At 52.6% G+C, this 16,216-nt stretch carries 11 protein-coding genes and 1 pseudogene; all 12 read right to left on the reverse strand.

What is annotated here, in order from left to right:
- Window positions 1-63: 63 nt before the first annotated feature.
- Window positions 64-525, reverse strand: coding sequence for a ribosome maturation factor RimP (gene rimP, locus FPL14_RS02125; RefSeq protein ID WP_182301487.1), 462 nt, complete (start codon window positions 523-525; stop codon window positions 64-66).
- Between the two features lie 195 nt (window positions 526-720).
- A pseudogene (locus FPL14_RS02130) lies at window positions 721-5,033 on the reverse strand (PolC-type DNA polymerase III).
- Window positions 5,034-5,222: 189 nt separating this feature from the next.
- Window positions 5,223-6,932 carry a S41 family peptidase gene (locus FPL14_RS02135; protein WP_182301488.1) on the reverse strand — a complete coding sequence of 570 codons (1,710 nt, stop codon included), beginning with the start codon at window positions 6,930-6,932 and terminating at the stop codon, window positions 5,223-5,225.
- 89 nt (window positions 6,933-7,021) lie between these two features.
- Window positions 7,022-8,404 (reverse strand): sensor histidine kinase, encoded by a 1,383-nt coding sequence (locus FPL14_RS02140; RefSeq protein WP_182301489.1) that lies wholly within the window; start codon window positions 8,402-8,404, stop codon window positions 7,022-7,024.
- Entirely contained in the window at window positions 8,401-9,078 is a 678-nt protein-coding gene (locus FPL14_RS02145; protein ID WP_182301490.1) for a response regulator transcription factor, read from the reverse strand. The genes FPL14_RS02140 and FPL14_RS02145 overlap by 4 nt, the downstream gene beginning before the upstream one ends.
- An 87-nt stretch (window positions 9,079-9,165) precedes the next feature.
- The gene (proS, locus tag FPL14_RS02150; RefSeq protein WP_182301491.1) at window positions 9,166-10,614 is read right to left on the reverse strand and encodes a proline--tRNA ligase; all 1,449 of its coding nucleotides are present in this window, start codon (window positions 10,612-10,614) and stop codon (window positions 9,166-9,168) included.
- A 64-nt stretch (window positions 10,615-10,678) separates the two neighbouring features.
- Window positions 10,679-11,938, reverse strand: a complete 1,260-nt coding sequence (gene rseP / locus FPL14_RS02155; protein ID WP_182301492.1) for an RIP metalloprotease RseP — start codon at window positions 11,936-11,938, stop codon at window positions 10,679-10,681.
- A gap of 86 nt (window positions 11,939-12,024) precedes the next feature.
- Complete coding sequence (locus FPL14_RS02160) at window positions 12,025-13,167, reverse strand: 1-deoxy-D-xylulose-5-phosphate reductoisomerase (protein ID WP_182301493.1); 1,143 nt, start codon at window positions 13,165-13,167, stop codon at window positions 12,025-12,027.
- 61 nt (window positions 13,168-13,228) lie between these two features.
- Window positions 13,229-14,020 (reverse strand): phosphatidate cytidylyltransferase, encoded by a 792-nt coding sequence (locus FPL14_RS02165; RefSeq protein WP_182301494.1) that lies wholly within the window; start codon window positions 14,018-14,020, stop codon window positions 13,229-13,231.
- A 4-nt stretch (window positions 14,021-14,024) separates the two neighbouring features.
- Window positions 14,025-14,765: an undecaprenyl pyrophosphate synthase gene (locus FPL14_RS02170; RefSeq protein ID WP_182303813.1), complete on the reverse strand. Its 741-nt coding sequence runs from the start codon at window positions 14,763-14,765 to the stop codon at window positions 14,025-14,027.
- A 151-nt stretch (window positions 14,766-14,916) separates the two neighbouring features.
- Window positions 14,917-15,471, reverse strand: coding sequence for a ribosome recycling factor (gene frr / locus FPL14_RS02175; RefSeq protein WP_182301495.1), 555 nt, complete (start codon window positions 15,469-15,471; stop codon window positions 14,917-14,919).
- On the reverse strand, window positions 15,471-16,199 hold the full coding sequence (pyrH, locus tag FPL14_RS02180) for a UMP kinase (protein ID WP_182301496.1): 729 nt from the start codon (window positions 16,197-16,199) through the stop codon (window positions 15,471-15,473). Before pyrH ends, frr begins: the two co-directional genes overlap by 1 nt.
- Between the last annotated feature and the right edge of the window lie 17 nt (window positions 16,200-16,216).

Consider the following 16,216-nt stretch of genomic DNA (forward strand, 5'->3'; position numbering starts at 1 on the left):
CATTATACGCGAAGCCGCCGTATCGTTTAGGTTTCGGCGATTCGCTCTCACTGTAATTAAATATTAGAAAACAATGGCCAACCTTGCGGAAGCCACTTTATCGTAAGGAATGGCATGTTTGCGGCGTCCGACCGCCACGATCAACGTCGTGCCGTCGAACTCGTCCAACCTTCCTTCAAACTCTTTGGCTCCGTCAATCTTCTCGTAGGTCGTGACGAACACATGCTTGCCTACGGATTTCGTTATGTCGTCGGCCTTCTTAAGCGGCCTTTCCGCTCCGGGGGAGCTTACTTCCAGGAAATACGCTTCTTCGATCGGATCCAGCTCATCCAGCTTCGCGCTTACGAATTCGGAAACGCGGCCGCAATCGTCGATATCGATGCCGCCTTCCTTATCCACGTATATGCGCAAAAACCAGTTGCTTCCTTCCTTCACGTATTCCACGTCCACCAGTTCCAACTCGTTCTCCTCTAGATAGGAGTTCGCGAAGTTTTCCACGATGGATTTGATTTGCGCTGAATTCAATAGGGTTTACCTCCGATGCTCCAAATGGATTCCTGCAGTCTTTGATAACCGTAAAGACCCGCAGACAAAACGGAAAGAGTGGGTTTCCCCACTCTTCTGCAGACAGTGATATCCACATGATTACCAAAATTAATATAACATAACCTTAAAGCCGCTGGCAACCACAACTTTCCTGCGCCCGCGGCACTCTCATCCTTAGAACAGCATGAGCTGATTGGATTCCGGGAGCCCTCGGAAAGCACCTAATCCGGTCAACACCTCGACGATCGTTTTACTTGCTTTCGACCGTTGCTGGAAGTCCTCGATCGACAAGAAATCTCCGTCCGCCCGGGATGCCGCGATGTTGCGCGCCGCATTCTCCCCGACTCCGGCGATCGCTCCGAACGGAGGAATCAGGCTATCTCCGTCGATGATGAAGCGGGTCGCTTCCGACCGGTACAGATCGACCGATTTGAACTTAAATCCGCGAGCCGTCATTTCAAGACCCATTTCCAGAATCGAGATCATGTTTTTCTCTTTCGTCGTCGCTTGGAAACCCTTCTCTTCTATTTCAAGAAGCATTTTCAAGATGGCGTCATACCCTTGGCAGAACAACTCGACATCGAAATCGGCCGCGCGAACGGAATAGTAAGTCGCATAGTATTGAATGGGATAATACAGTTTGAAATAGGCGGTTCTAACCGCTGAAATAACATACGCGGCGGCATGCGCTTTCGGAAACATGTATTCGATCCGCAGGCAGGAGTCGATATACCATTGCGGCACCTTGCACTGCTTCATTTCCTCGATCCACTCCGGAGTGAGCCCTTTGCCCTTCCGCACGCTCTCCGTAATTTTGAACGCGAGCGACGCGTCCATGCCTGCTTTATAAATAAGAAACAACATAATATCGTCCCGGCAACCGATTACGGTCTTGATCGTACAAGTGTTGTTCTTGATCAGCTCTTGCGCATTGCCTAGCCATACGCCCGTTCCGTGGGACAGACCCGAGATTTGCAGCAGATCGGCGAAGGAAGCCGGCCTAGTCTCCTCGAGCATCTGCCTTACGAACCGGGTTCCCATCTCGGCACGCCGAACGTGGCGACCGGCGAACGAATTTGCTGCGGACTTACGCCGAGCGCCTCTACGGAATTGAACATGCTCATGACTTTCGGGTCGTTCATCGGAATCGTCGTCGGATCCACTCCCGTCAAATCCTGCAGCATCCGCATCATCGTCGGATCATCGTGCCCGAGAATATCGAGCTTAAGCAAGTTCGCGTCGAAGGCGTGATAATCGAAATGGGTCGTTTTCCATTCCGAGTTTTTGTCATCCGCCGGGAATTGCACCGGCGTGATATCCTCTACTTCCATATAGTCCGGTACGACGACGATACCGCCCGGATGCTGGCCGGTGCTGCGCTTAACGCCCGTACAGCCTGACGCCAAGCGGTTCAGTTCGGCGCCGCGCCAAGATTTGCCGTGCTCTTCCTCGTACTTCTTCGCGAACCCGAATGCGGTTTTCTCGGCAACCGTACCGATCGTACCTGCCCGGAATACGCTCTTCTCTCCGAATAGCACCTTCGTATAGTTATGCGCGTTCGGCTGGTATTCCCCCGAGAAGTTCAAATCGATATCGGGAACTTTATCCCCCTTGAACCCAAGGAACGTCTCGAACGGGATGTCCTGTCCTTCGCCGCGCATGATCGTGGAGCAGTGCGGACAAGCTTTATCCGGCAAGTCGAAGCCGCTCGGTATGCTTCCGTCCAGAAACCATTCGCTATGTTTGCATTCCGGGTTGCGGCACAAGTAGTGCGCCGGCAAAGGATTAACTTCGGAAATGCCGAGGAACGTCGCGACGACCGATGAACCGACGGAACCCCTTGATCCGACTAGATATCCGTCCTGGTTCGATTTCTTAACGAGCCGTTCCGAGATCAAATAGTTCGCAGAGAAGCCGTACTTAATGATCGGCACCAATTCCTTCTCCAGCCTGTCGATGACGACCTGAGGAAGATTGTCTCCGTACAGGCTCTTCGCCGTCTCGTAACAAGTGTTGCGGATTTCGTCATCCGCGCCTTCGATAATCGGCGTAAACAGCTCGTCCGGGAACATCTTGATTTCCTCGAAACGGTCCGCCAGCTCCGACGTGTTTTTCACGACGACCTCGTAGGCTTTGTCCGCGCCAAGGAATTGGAATGCCTCCAACATTTCCGCTGTCGTGCGGAAATGGGCGTCCGGCTTGCGTTGGTCCTTGAGCGGGCTGAATCCGGTAATGCCGTGAATCGTAATATCTCGAAATATTTTCTCGCGGGGAACGAGGTAATGAACGTTGCCGGTTGCGATTACCGGCTTCGTCAGCTTCTCTCCGATGCGGCAAATACGACGAAGCGCTTCTTCCAGCGCGCTGCGGCTGGCGACCAACCCTTTGTCCAGCAAGTGCAAGTAGAAGTCTAACGGCTGAATCTCGAGCACGTCGTAGAACGCGGCCACTTCTTCGGCTTCTTCCTGCGACTTGTTCAGCACCGTCTCGAACAATTCGCCTTTCTCGCAGCCGGAGATGACGAGCAGCCCTTCGCGAAGCTCGATCAGCTTGCTCTTCGGAATGCAAGCGACGCGATTGAGATAATCCGTATGGGACAGAGAAATGAGCTTGAACAAGTTTTTCTTGCCGATTGCGTTGAGCGCGTAAATACCGCAATGGAACGGACGAGTCGTCTTCCAGCTGTTCTCGTTAACCTCATTCAGCGTGTGCAGCTCCGTTACGCCTCTTGCCGTCGCGTCTTTCAGCAAACCGGTCAGTATGCCGCCCAACGCGATCGTATCGTCAATCGCTCTATGGTGATTTTCCAGAGATACCTTGTACAGGGCAGCGAGCGTGTTCAATCTATGGTTTTTCATTGTCGGATGCAGGAATCTCGCTAACTCCAGCGTGTCTAATGCCGGATTGGTCAGCGGCGGCAACCCGTGTTGCTTGCAAGCTTCCTGCATGAACCCGACGTCGAACCTCGCGTTATGCGCCACGAGAACGGCATCGCCTATAAAGGCGATGAATTCTTTCAGCTTCGGCTCCAGCTCGGGCGCATCCTTCACCATATCGTCCGTTATATTCGTTAACTGCTGGATATTATAGGGAATCGGTTCATGCGGGTTAATGAACGTCTCGAACCTTCCGGTTTCCTGACCGTTCACCATCTTAATGCCCGCTAGCTCTATAATCTTATTGTCCGTAACCGACAAACCGGTCGTCTCGATATCGAACACCACGTATTCGGCGTCGGCCAGGCTTTGTTCCCTCGGTTGAATGACCATCGGCACGGCATCGTTGACCACGTTCGCTTCTACGCCGAACATCACTTTAATTCCGTGTTTCTTGCCGGCTTTCGCGGCATCCGGAAAACATTGGACGTTCGCGTGATCGGTCACGGCGATTGCTTTATGTCCCCATTTCGCTGCCGTCTTAATATAAGTGTCCACGGGAGTGACCGCATCCATCGTGCTCATCGTCGTATGCAGATGGAATTCCACCCGCTTCTCCTCGGCCGTATCCTTCGGCTCCGGCGGCGCCAAGATCTCGCGAATATCGTTCGGAAACATGACGAGCTCGGGCGGATTAAGGAAACGATCGTATTCGATCTTGCCCCGCATTTTTACCCACTTGCCGTTGGCCAGCAGGCTGAGCATCTTAACGTCCTCTTTGTTCTTGCCGAAAATTTTGATCGATAACGAATCGGAGAAGTCCGTAATCGAGCATTGGAACAGCGTGCTCCCCGTTCTAAGCTCCTTCGTCTCCAGCCCGAAGATAACGCCTTGAACGGTTACCTTCTTCTCTTCCTCGCGGATTTCCTGGATCGGCACGGCCGGATCCTTGATTTCATGGCCATGCGCCAACACCTGCGGAGCTTCGCCGGCTTCTTCCGGCGGAGCTTCCTCCCTCACGCTGGCCATCAGCTGCTCGATGGCTTCGCGGTTTTCCTGTTCGATTTTCTGAGTGAACTCGGTATAAGTTTCCGGCTTCGTTTCTCCGACCGTTAGCTTTACCCGGCAAGCGCGTTGAAACCGTTCCTCGAAAAAACGCGCCGTAAACACGTCGATTTCTTTTTTCTTGGCCAAGCCCAAATTCGTATCGTTCAGCAACGTTATCGTCAGAATATCGCCTTCTACGCCGACGTCCGCTTTCGCGAGCCAGCCGTTAACGGATGCGATCTCCTGCTGCATCCAATCGACGAACGCCGGCCAATATTCCTGTACGATTTGGTCCGTCGTAATCGATTGACCGTAGTTTAGGACGATTTTTATTTGCGCGATATGACCTAGTTTGGCCCTAATCCTCTCCGTAAACCCGGAATAGATGGTTTTCGGTAGCAAAGCATCTTTGCCGATATATATCGTCCATTCCTTGCTGGAACGGCTAATTTCCACCTTCTCGATCCGTCCGTCCCGAAAATGTTGCCCTAGCCACTCGGTCGGCAGCTCCGCTTGCTGCAGAAGCACCTCGAACCGTTTACGTCCGTCTTCCGTCGGCTGCATCCCCACATCCCTCTCTTGTCCCACTTACCCGGTAAATATAAAAGCTTCCGTGAAAAAGGTCCGGTGCGGCGTGCATCCGTAAACCGTCTTCAATCAGAAGCTAACGTTACGCTTTCTATTATTCTACCTGAATGACCATATGCGAGCAATACATAATCTCGACCGCATTCGTAGATTTATGCTCGCGATTCACCTGCTTAACGCTTCGATTGCGCTCTGCAATTCAACGTCGCGGCCTTCCAGATAACGTTCTCGAAAAGTGTCTTCATTAAGCGGAATTCGAATGTCGGGAATCGCTCCCCCGATGCCCGAACCGTCGGAATCTCCTTGAATTCGCCCCTTCTCGTCAAGCGATCTGCCGTCAGGGAAATTTACGATAATATTTCCGGGCAGTTCGATTTCGATGGGGCTGCTCATGATGCCGAAGGATGCCGCGGATGGCGTGAAACCGATGACCGTAACGTTGGGTAACCCGTCCAGCGCCAACGGAATGCCTTCTGCCGAGCTGCCCGTACGATCGTTGATCAGAATCGCGATTTTACCGCCATAATAAGGTTCCCTTGGGATAACGTTAATGATTTCATTCCGGTTGATCTCGAAACGTCCCGAGTTCCGATTGTAATAACTGACCGTTTCGTAATGTTGCCGCTCTTGAACGAAAAATGCGGCGATGTCGGCGGCCATTTGATCTTCGCCGCCGGGATTGTTCCTTAAATCGACGATCAAACCTTTTGCCCGCTTCTCCAAAAAACCTCGAATCGCTTCCCCAACGCTCTTAGTCGGAGAAATAACCCCCGGACTTGATAACAGATGCTTAATTTTGACATAGCCGATCCCGTTGTCAAGCCATCGGCTTTCTACGGGGGATGCTTTCAAATCAGCTTCGGTTAGCTTTGGTTTCGTTCGTTTCAACGTCTCGAATCCGTCGTCGTAAGCCGTTAGCTTCGTCGCAATGATCGATGCTTCTCCCCGATTGCGATATTGCACTTGTACGGGAGCACCGACTTTGGCCCGCGTCATAAAACGACCTTTATTCACGGCAATCGCCTCGATCGTAGCCGAAAACGTATCGCTCCAAAAAGTGCGTTCGAATGCTTCTTCCGCTGTCATGCCGTTCCAACTGACCATTTCCGCCCCCGGTTTCATACCGCTCAGGTCTGCCGGACTGCCCGGTATAACAAAGCTGACAAACACTTTCCCGCTATCCAGCTTGACGACGCCGATGCCGAAGCCCCCGCCGACCGAATCATAGAAGTGGACATTGCCTTCGTAGACGTTATCGTTTGCGATTTTTACGTGCCCGTCCTTGAACGAAAACAAGTATTCTCGCAGCGTCCGGTAATATGCAGCTTCGTCCGAGTCTTGGTCCGCTTTCGCGAAGATCGGTTCGTATTTGCTCCGCAATGCTCGCCAATCGATATTTTTCCATTCGCCGAACGGATATTCGCGCGATAGTCTATCGTTCATCCGGACGAACGCATCAGCGTAACCGAGCTTGCCGAATTCGCTGGTCGGATTGTACCGCAACACCCCTGCATACATAAGCGATAATAAGATAGGGATGACTCCTAGCAACCCGACGGCGATTCGAGCGACTCGAATGAACGGCTTGCGGGAAGGAAGCCATGGTCGTTTCCGTTGAATTAACCTTTGGAGCGTGAACAGAAACTGTAAGACTGTCAGCCCATAGAGGACAAGGGCGGGAAGAGAATCGTCCCCGGCGATTAACAAACTTGCGAGTGCAACTAGAACACCCGCACCCGAGACGAAATCGAACGCTCTAACCTGTTTATGGATCGGCCATGCATAACGAAGCAACACAAACAACTGGAGTGTAATAAGGAATACGGTGTAGCCGGTAAGCCACTTTATCGAATCAATTGTGCCGATAAAACTCATTTATCCGTTCACCTCTGTTTGCTTTTTCTCTGTCCGCGCGGTACAAAACGTAGCATAAGAGAGAAATATGAACGGAGCGTGAACTGCATCTATTTTTTCGTTTCGTTAGGAAATGTCCGAGGGAGCTGTACGGTTACCGTCGTTCCTTGCTTAACGAGACTATCCATTTCGACTCTTCCTCCGTGGAGGGAGACGATTTTATGAACGATCGCGAGCCCAAGACCGTTTCCGCCGTCGCTTCTGGAAGCATCGCCCTTATAGAAACGCTCGAATATTCGCCCGAGATGCTCGGAAGCTATACCGACGCCGGAATCCCGAATCGTAACGATATAACCGCCCGATCCTGGATCAATTTGTAGCCGAATCCATATGCGACCGCCGTCCGGCGTGAACTTAACGGCGTTGCCGAGAAGGTTAAGCCATACTTGGCTCAGCAGCTCTCGGTCGGCCGAGATAGAACAAGAACCTCGCGGAAGTTCCAAGTCGATACGAATGTTCTTGGCGAACAACTGAGGCTCGCTCGTGACAACCAATTGTCGAAGCTGCTCATCGAGCCGATAATGTTCAAGCTCAAGAGGATGGCGCTCGGACTCGAGCGAGGCGAGTTTCAGCAGATGGTCGCCTAATTTGGATAGACGTCCGCTTTCCGCGATAATGATTTCCAGCACTTGTTCGCGTTCCTCTTCCGGAACGAGGCGCTTGTCCTTCAGAGCTTTGGCAAAACCCGAGATGGACGTTAGCGGCGACTGAATTTCATGGGAAACATTAGAAACAAATTCTTTACGCATGTTCTCCAGTTGTCGAAGGCCGACCGTCATTTCGGTAAAGCTTCGGGCGAGCGTACCGAGCTCATCCTTACGATTCGCGTCGAGCGCGATGTCGTATTCGCCGTTCGCGATCTTTTTCGTCGCTAACGTCAACGCTTTAATCGGTTTAACGATATACTTCGCGCCCAAGAGAACGAATAGACCGCCGATCGCAAGCGCGATAAACAAAATGGCGCCTAGCAGCCTGAGAATGGCTGTTTCGTTTTTGGCGGACGGGGATACGAATAATGCGAGATGGTCATCTCCTATTGGAAACGGCAGACCGACTAACGTTTCGCTATCTTGAGCGGTCGAAAGATACACGTTGCCGTTCCGTACAAATTGTACGGCTTCCATGCGGATATCGGATTGTCGAAGCCGACCGGATTCATAGGGATAATATTGATGAGAACCATTCGTCGCATATAAATCTAGATCGTATGAGCTTAACTTGGCCATACTTGCCATGAACGAGTCCATCTCGGTTGGAATCGTCCGCCCGTATACTTGTACGATCTCTCTGCCTGCTGCCAGCAAGTCCCGTTGACCCGTCTCGTCGAGTTCCTTCTCGAAGAACAACATTCCAAGCAACACCGCGATAGTCATTCCCGCGACCACAGCCGCAAGAAACGTTAGCACGACACGGAAGTACAATGTGCGGGTCATTTCGATACCTCAAGCCGATAACCGAGACTGCGAACGGTCGCAATTCGAAAGTGACGCTCGTCGCCGGAGAACCGTTCGCGAATGCGTTTCACATGAACATCTACCGTACGGTCATCTCCTTCGTAGTCCATCCCCCAAATTTCCGTGATCAGCTGCTCACGGGTCAAGATTTGCCCCGGATAGCTTCCAAGCATGAACAGTAAAAGAAACTCCTTATTAGGCAATATCAATTCTTCGTTTCCGCGAAAAACTTTGTTAGATCCGCGGTCCAGCACGACCTCGCCCAGCCTAACGATCCGAGAAGTCGATATCCGATAACGCTTTAGTAAAGCTTTGACCCGGAACACCAGTTCCACCGGATCGAACGGCTTGACCACGTAATCATCGGTTCCGAGCCGGAACGCTTTCGCCTTCTGCTCGGATTCTCCTTGCGCGGTTACCATCATGAACGGCGCTTCCGGAAACCGGGAGCGAATCTCTTTGCACAGTTCCCATCCGTCCATGTTCGGCATCATAATATCGATAATGATAAGATCGGCGGGCTCCCGCTCCATGCTGTTCAGTGCCTGAACGCCATCGCCCGCCTCGATCGTTTCGAATCCTTCGTTTCTTAAATATAAAGCGATCAACTTGCGAATGTTAGAATCATCGTCCACGATCAATATACTCGTCATCGTTGGTTGCTCCTTTGCATAGCGCTCTTTCCAAAAAGGACCCCAATCCCCGCTTGAAGCGGGTTTTGAGGTCCTCTCGCATACTAATTAGTAAGCTCTAGCAAATACTACCGTGTGTGTCGCTTCATCGCCGCACACGAGACATTTGGACTTTTGCTCCGCAGGCTCGAACGGGATATTCCGGCTCGTAGCGCCCGTTTCTTCCTTCACCTGCTTCTCGCAAGCGTCCGAACCGCACCAGCCTGCCAGCGCGAACCCTCTCTTCTCTTCCATCGCGGCTTTGTATTCATCCAAAGTCTCGACGGAGAAGAAGTTTTCTTGCTGGAAGGAAAGCGCGCGATTGAACATATCTTCGTGAATCTGCGCCAGTAACGCTTGAACCTCCGCAACGAGGTTGTCCAGCGATACCGATTTCTTCTCGCCGCTGACGCGGGAGACGAGCACGCACTGGCCGTTCTCCAAGTCGCGCGGTCCGAGCTCCAGACGAATCGGAATGCCGCGCATCTCGTATTCGTTGAACTTCCAGCCCGGGGATACGTCGGCGCGGTCGTCTACGCGAACGCGAATGCCAGCGGCCTTTAACTGGGCATACAGTTCGTCCGTCTTGCCGATGACGACTTCACGCGTCTTAGGAGGACCGATCGGAATCATAACGACTTGGGTCGCCGCCACTTTCGGAGGCAGCACAAGGCCGCGGTCGTCGCCGTGGACCATGATGAGCGCGCCGATCAGGCGGGTACTGACTCCCCAAGAGGTCGTATGGCAAAATTGCTGCGTATTCTCGCGATCCAAAAATTTGATATCGAAGGCAACGGCGAACTTCGTGCCGAGGTAATGGGACGTTCCCGCTTGTACGGCGCGGCCGTCCTTCATCATCGCTTCGATCGAGTACGTGTCTACCGCGCCCGCGAAACGTTCGGAAGGCGTCTTCTGCCCTTTAATGACCGGAATCGCCAATACGTTCTGGACGAAATCGGTATAGACGTCGAGCATCTGCATCGTTTCTTTGCGGGCATCCGCCTCGTCCTCATGCGCGGTGTGGCCTTCTTGCCAGAGGAATTCGCTAGTCCGCAGGAACGGCAAAGTTCTCTTCTCCCAGCGTACGACGTTCGCCCATTGGTTAATGAGCAGAGGCAGATCGCGATAGGAGTTGATCCACTTCGCGTACATGTGCCCGAACATCGTTTCGGACGTCGGACGAATCGCCAGTTTTTCCTCGAGCTGTTCCCCGCCCGCTTCGGTAACGAACGGCAGCTCCGGGTTAAACCCTTCGACGTGCTCCTTCTCTTTCATGAAGAAGCTCTCCGGAATGAATAACGGGAAGTAGGCGTTGCGGTGTCCCGTGTCCTTGAAACGTTGGTCCAGCTCTCTTTGCATGTTCTCCCACAGTTCATAACCGTCGGGACGAAATACAATGCAACCCCTGACAGGGGAATAATCCATTAATTCCGCTTTCTTGATTACGTCGATGTACCAGCGCGAGAAATCCTCGCTCTGCGGCGTTATTTCCGTTACGAATCCTTTATCCTTCGACATTGTGGCCCTCCAACTCCTAGCTTATGCTTACGATGTGCGTTTCTTACGAAACGCTTTAATCGGCTTAATTTCTTACTAATCCTACGATATCGTTATAAGTGACCACGATCATGAGCAGCATGAGCATGGCGAACCCGACCAAATGGACCATGCTTTCGCGGTTCGGATCGATCGGTTTCCCCCGCACCGCCTCTATCCCGAGGAACAGCAACCGGCTTCCGTCGAGCGCCGGAATCGGCAGCAGGTTAAAAATCCCCAAATACAAGCTTAATATTGCCGCCCAGAACGTAAGCTGGTCAACGCCTTCCCGAGCGATCTCGACGGTATATTGCGTCGTCTTGACAGGCCCTCCGATATCGTTCAGATTGAAATCCCGAATTAACTTTCGGAAGCCCTCGAATATTCGTTCGGTCATCTCGACCATAGAAGTACTCGCGAAGCTAAGCGTCTCGCTTGCGGTTGGATTGCGCATTTCCCCCGATGGATAGACGCCGATTTTGCCATCTTCGGCCGGCGTCACTTTAATCGGAACTTCGACGCCGTTACGGTCGACGATCCAATTCATCGGCTTGCCAGCGGATGCATTGATCTGCTCTCTGAATTTCTCGACATCTCCGCCGATAGCTACGCCGTTAATGGACCTGACCCAGTCACCATCGATCAAGCCGGACTGCTCGGCCGGCGTGTCGGGAAGCACCTTGGAAATAAAAACTTTGGACGAGTTTTCAAGGGGAACGCCGACTTGCAGCAAGTAAATGCCAAAAAGAACGAAAGCCAGCAGAAAATTCATAACGGGACCGGCGAAAATGGCTAACGCGCGCTTACCCACCGGTTTGTGCCCGAATTGACGGTCGATCGGCGCGATCTGCGTCTCCCTGCCCCGCGCGATGATAAGCGCCTGCGGATGCACGGAATACCGTTCGAGCTCTCCATCGACGTCCAATGAGATGAATAAGTCTCTCTCCAGATCCAGCGATTTCACTTCTCCGCGCATGACGCCCGAACGCTCATCCAAGCGATCCAGATAAAGGCGAGTAACGACATTCTCTTTGTTCACTCTTACCGATAAGGTTTGTCCAGGCTGAACTTCGACCACCTCGGGATCTTCGCCCGCCATCCTCACGAATCCGCCGATGGGAAGCAATCGCAAGGTATATCGAGTTTCCCCGCGTTTGATGGAAAATAGCTTAGGCCCGAATCCGATCGCGAACTCGCGCACCAAGATCCCCGCCCGGCGAGCGAAATAGTAGTGCCCCCATTCATGCAGCGAGACCAACAAGAAGAACATAAGCACGGTCAGCAAAGCGACCTGTATATTTTCCATCTTTCCAACCCCTTTTGTACCGCGAACGGCTGATCTTAGATTAACATTATTCTCCGAGCCGTTACAAGAGAATACAACCTTGCCCTTTATTCTATGGCAGCAGCTTCGATCCGCGCCCATGCATCCGTCTCCAGAATGGCTTCCAAGCTTGGCGAAGCAATGGAGACGTGTTTCGATAATACTTTCTCGATTCTGTCCTCGATGGCCAGGAAGGAGATTTCTCCCTTAAGGAATCGAGCGACGGCGATTTCGTTAGCCGCGTTGAACACGGTGGTCGAAGTTCCGCCCTCGCGACCTGCTTCATAAGCCAATCTCAGACAAGGATACCGTTCGAAGTCCATCTTTCGAAAATGCAGAGCTCCCGTCGTCAACAGATCAAGAGGCGAAGCCGGGGACGCTTTGCGTTCAGGATAGGTAAGCGCATATTGGATCGGAACTCGCATATCCGGGTTCCCGAGCTGCGCCATCACGCTCGTATCGGCGAATTCCACCATCGAGTGGATGATGCTTTCCGGGTGAAGGACGACATCGATCCGATCATAGGGCAAATCGAACAGCCAATGGGCTTCGATAACCTCCAGCCCTTTGTTCGCCATAGTCGCCGAGTCGATCGTCACCTTCGCTCCCATGCTCCAATTCGGGTGCTTAAGCGCGTCCGCTACGGTCACGTTTTTCAGTTGATCGCGCCCGAGGTCGCGGAAGCTTCCTCCGGACGCCGTCAATAGAATCCGCTTGACCGCTTTGCGGTTTTCTCCGTTCAAGCATTGGAAGATGGCGGAATGCTCGCTGTCGACCGGCAAGATCGACACGCCTTTTTCTTTCGCCCTCCGCATAACCAAATGGCCTGCCGTTACCAAAGTCTCCTTATTGGCAAGACCGATATCCGCTCCGGCCTCGATAGCCGCAAGGGTCGAAGTCAGTCCTAAGCTTCCGACTAACGCGCATACGACATAATCGGCACCGGATTGGCCGGCGATTTCGATTAAGCCCGCTTCTCCATGAACGACCTTAACGCCTGCGGGAACTTCCGAACGAATCCGGTCGGCCAAAGCCGCGTTCGCCGCGGAAACCCATTTCGGCTTGAATTGGCGGACTTGCTCCAGCAGCAGATCGACGTTATGTCCCGCCGCCAAGCCCACGACCTCGAAATCCTCGGGCTGGCGGGCAATGACATCCAGCGTCTGCGTGCCGATAGAACCGGTACTGCCGAGGACCGCTATTTTTTTCATGACAATCTCCACCTATCAACCCGACTATTAGAACTTTCGATTTATGTAGATATCGACTTAATTACATCGTTAAAAGGCCGAGCATATGTACTAACGGAAACACGATCAACCAGCTATCGGTACGATCCAATACGCCTCCGTGTCCAGGCAATAATTGTCCGGAATCCTTCACGTTCCTGAAACGTTTGTACGCCGATTGTACGAGGTCGCCAAGTTGTCCGGCAACCGCGGCCGTCAAACCGATCAGCGCCGCCTGTCCAACCCCTACCCACTCCGGTTGACTGTAAGCGAAGATCAATCCAACGCCTATCGCGATAACTAGTCCTCCAAGCGCGCCTTCGATCGTCTTATTCGGACTGATGGCCGGCCATAGCTTCGTTTTACCTATCGCTTTACCTACGAAATAAGCGCCGGCATCCGAAGCCCAAATGCATGCGAACGTGAGCGCCGACCAGAAGATTCCGTGCTCTAGATCTCTAGTGAGAGCCATGTAATGAAAGCCTGCACCGACGTAGACGGCCCCTAAAAACAATACGCTGACATGCTCTAGTTGTATACGGTTTTTGCTGAATACGGTTCCGCATAATAATACGAACATCAGCACCCACGTAATCGTCGTAAAGGAGGGCATCTCCCAACCGAAAGGCATTTTCGGGAGCGCGATCAATAAGACGGCGGCGAAGCCGATCAACACGTCAAGCCGCGTCCACTTTTGACCGTTCAGCCGTGCATATTCCCAATAACCGATTAACGCAAGCAGCAGGAGCAATCCCGTATAATACCAGCCTCCCGCCACTAAGAGTCCGATGAACGCAGCACCGGCTACGACTCCGGTGACAATTCGCTGACCCATGCTGTCAAAGCCCCCCGTAACGGCGCGCTCGCCGCTGATATTCGCGGACGGCGTCGTATAAATGTTGTTCGCCGAATTCCGGCCAATACACGTCGGTGAACCAGAACTCGCTGTAGGCGAGCTGCCATAACATGAAGTTGCTTAAGCGCAGCTCCCCGCTTGTACGGATCAGCAAATCCGGGTCCGGAAGTCCGTTCGACAGCAGCAGCTTCTCGAAATCCGCTTCGTCGATCGATTCCGGATCCAACCGCCCTGCCGCAGCCTGACGCGCCAGTTCCTTGGCGGCGTCCAGCATTTCGAGCCTGCTTCCGTAATTCAATGCGAAATTGAGAATGAGTCCGGTATTGCCCTGCGTCTGACGAACCGCTTCCTCGATTGCCGTGATCGTATGATCCGGGAGCAAGTCCCGATTCCCCATCATTCTAACTTGCACGTTGTTTTCTATGAGCTCGCCTAATTCGAGCGAAAGAAACTCCTGCGGCAGTTTCATCAAGAACTCCACTTCAGCCTTGGGACGTTTCCAATTTTCCGTCGAGAAGGCGTATAAAGTCAGCACTTTGACGCCGATGCGATCGGCGGCTTTCGTGATCCTTTTCACGGCCTTCATTCCATTATGATGTCCGGCAATGCGCGGGAGTCCTCTAGCTTTGGCCCATCGGCCGTTTCCATCCATGATGATCGCGATATGTTCCGGAATATTTTCTTGAACCGGGACTTCTTCCGTCTTCACCTGCAATTGCTGCATATCGTTCTCCGTGAAGACGCCGACCCGAAACTTCCGCAGCCATTTACTGAACAAACCCATGGTTCTTCCCCCCAATAGCGGACGACAAGACTCCGTTAACTAGCCAAAAGAGAATAAACCCCACCTTTCGGAGGGGCCTTGCGAGTTCGAATCAAACTTCCATAATCTCTTTTTCTTTAGCAACCAAGATTTTGTCCACTTCGGCGACATAACGGTCGGTGATTTTCTGTACGTCGTCTTGATGACGACGGGATTCGTCTTCCGAAATTTCGCCTTTTTCTTTTTTCTTGATATCGTCGTTCGCATCGCGACGGATGTTGCGAATGGCGACTTTAGCTTCTTCGCCGAACTTCTTCGTCGATTTGGCCAAGTCCGCGCGACGCTCTTCGGTCAGCGGCGGAATGTTCAGACGAATGATCGATCCGTCATTGGCCGGCGTAAGCCCGAGATCCGACTTCTGGATCGCCTTCTCGATGGCGGACAAAGCCGTTTTATCCCATGGCGTAATAATGATCGTACGGGAATCGGGCGTGTTGATGGAACCCATCTGATTAACCGGCGTCGGCGTGCCGTAATAATCCGCTTGAACCCGATCTAACATAGCGGCCGAAGCCCTACCCGCTCTCAAAGTCATTAGGTCGCGTTTCAACGCGCCTAACGCTTTCTCCATACGCTCTTCCGCGTCTTTCTTAATGGCCTGCGGCATTAGTCGATACTCCCCTTTACAATGGTACCGATCTTTTCGCCCAATACGGCTCGCTTAATATTCCCTTTCTCGGTAATCGCGAATACGAGAAGCGGGATATTGTTATCCATGCAGAGCGAAGATGCGGTTGAATCCATAACGCCTAAGTTTTTGTTAAGTACGTCCATATAAGTCAATTGCTCGTATTTCTCCGCCGTCGAATCTTTGAACGGATCCGCGCTGTAGACGCCATCCACTTTGTTCTTGGCCATCAAGATGACTTCCGCTTCGATCTCGGCAGCCCTAAGCGCTGCTGTCGTATCCGTGGAGAAGAACGGATTGCCCGTTCCTGCCGCGAAGATGACGACGCGACCCTTCTCGAGATGCCGGATAGCGCGTCTGCGAATATAAGGTTCAGCGATTTGCTGCATGGCGATCGAAGTCTGAACCCGGCTCGGCACGTCCATTTGCTCTAACGCATCTTGCAGCGCCAACGAGTTCATTACCGTAGCCAGCATACCCATGTAATCCGCCGTCGCGCGGTCGATGCCCTTCTGGCTGCCCGCGATTCCGCGCCATATGTTTCCGCCGCCGCATACGATGGCGACTTCTACTCCAAGCGCGGTTACTTCTTTAATCTGCTCCGCAATCGACAAGATGGTCGTCGCGTCGATGCCGTAACCGTTCGATCCGGATAAGGACTCGCCGCTCACCTTTAATACCACACGTTTATAAACGGGACGTTCCAACGTTTTGTACCTCCAGC

The organism is Cohnella cholangitidis, assembly GCF_014107495.1.
Lineage (GTDB): Bacteria > Bacillota > Bacilli > Paenibacillales > Paenibacillaceae > Cohnella > Cohnella cholangitidis.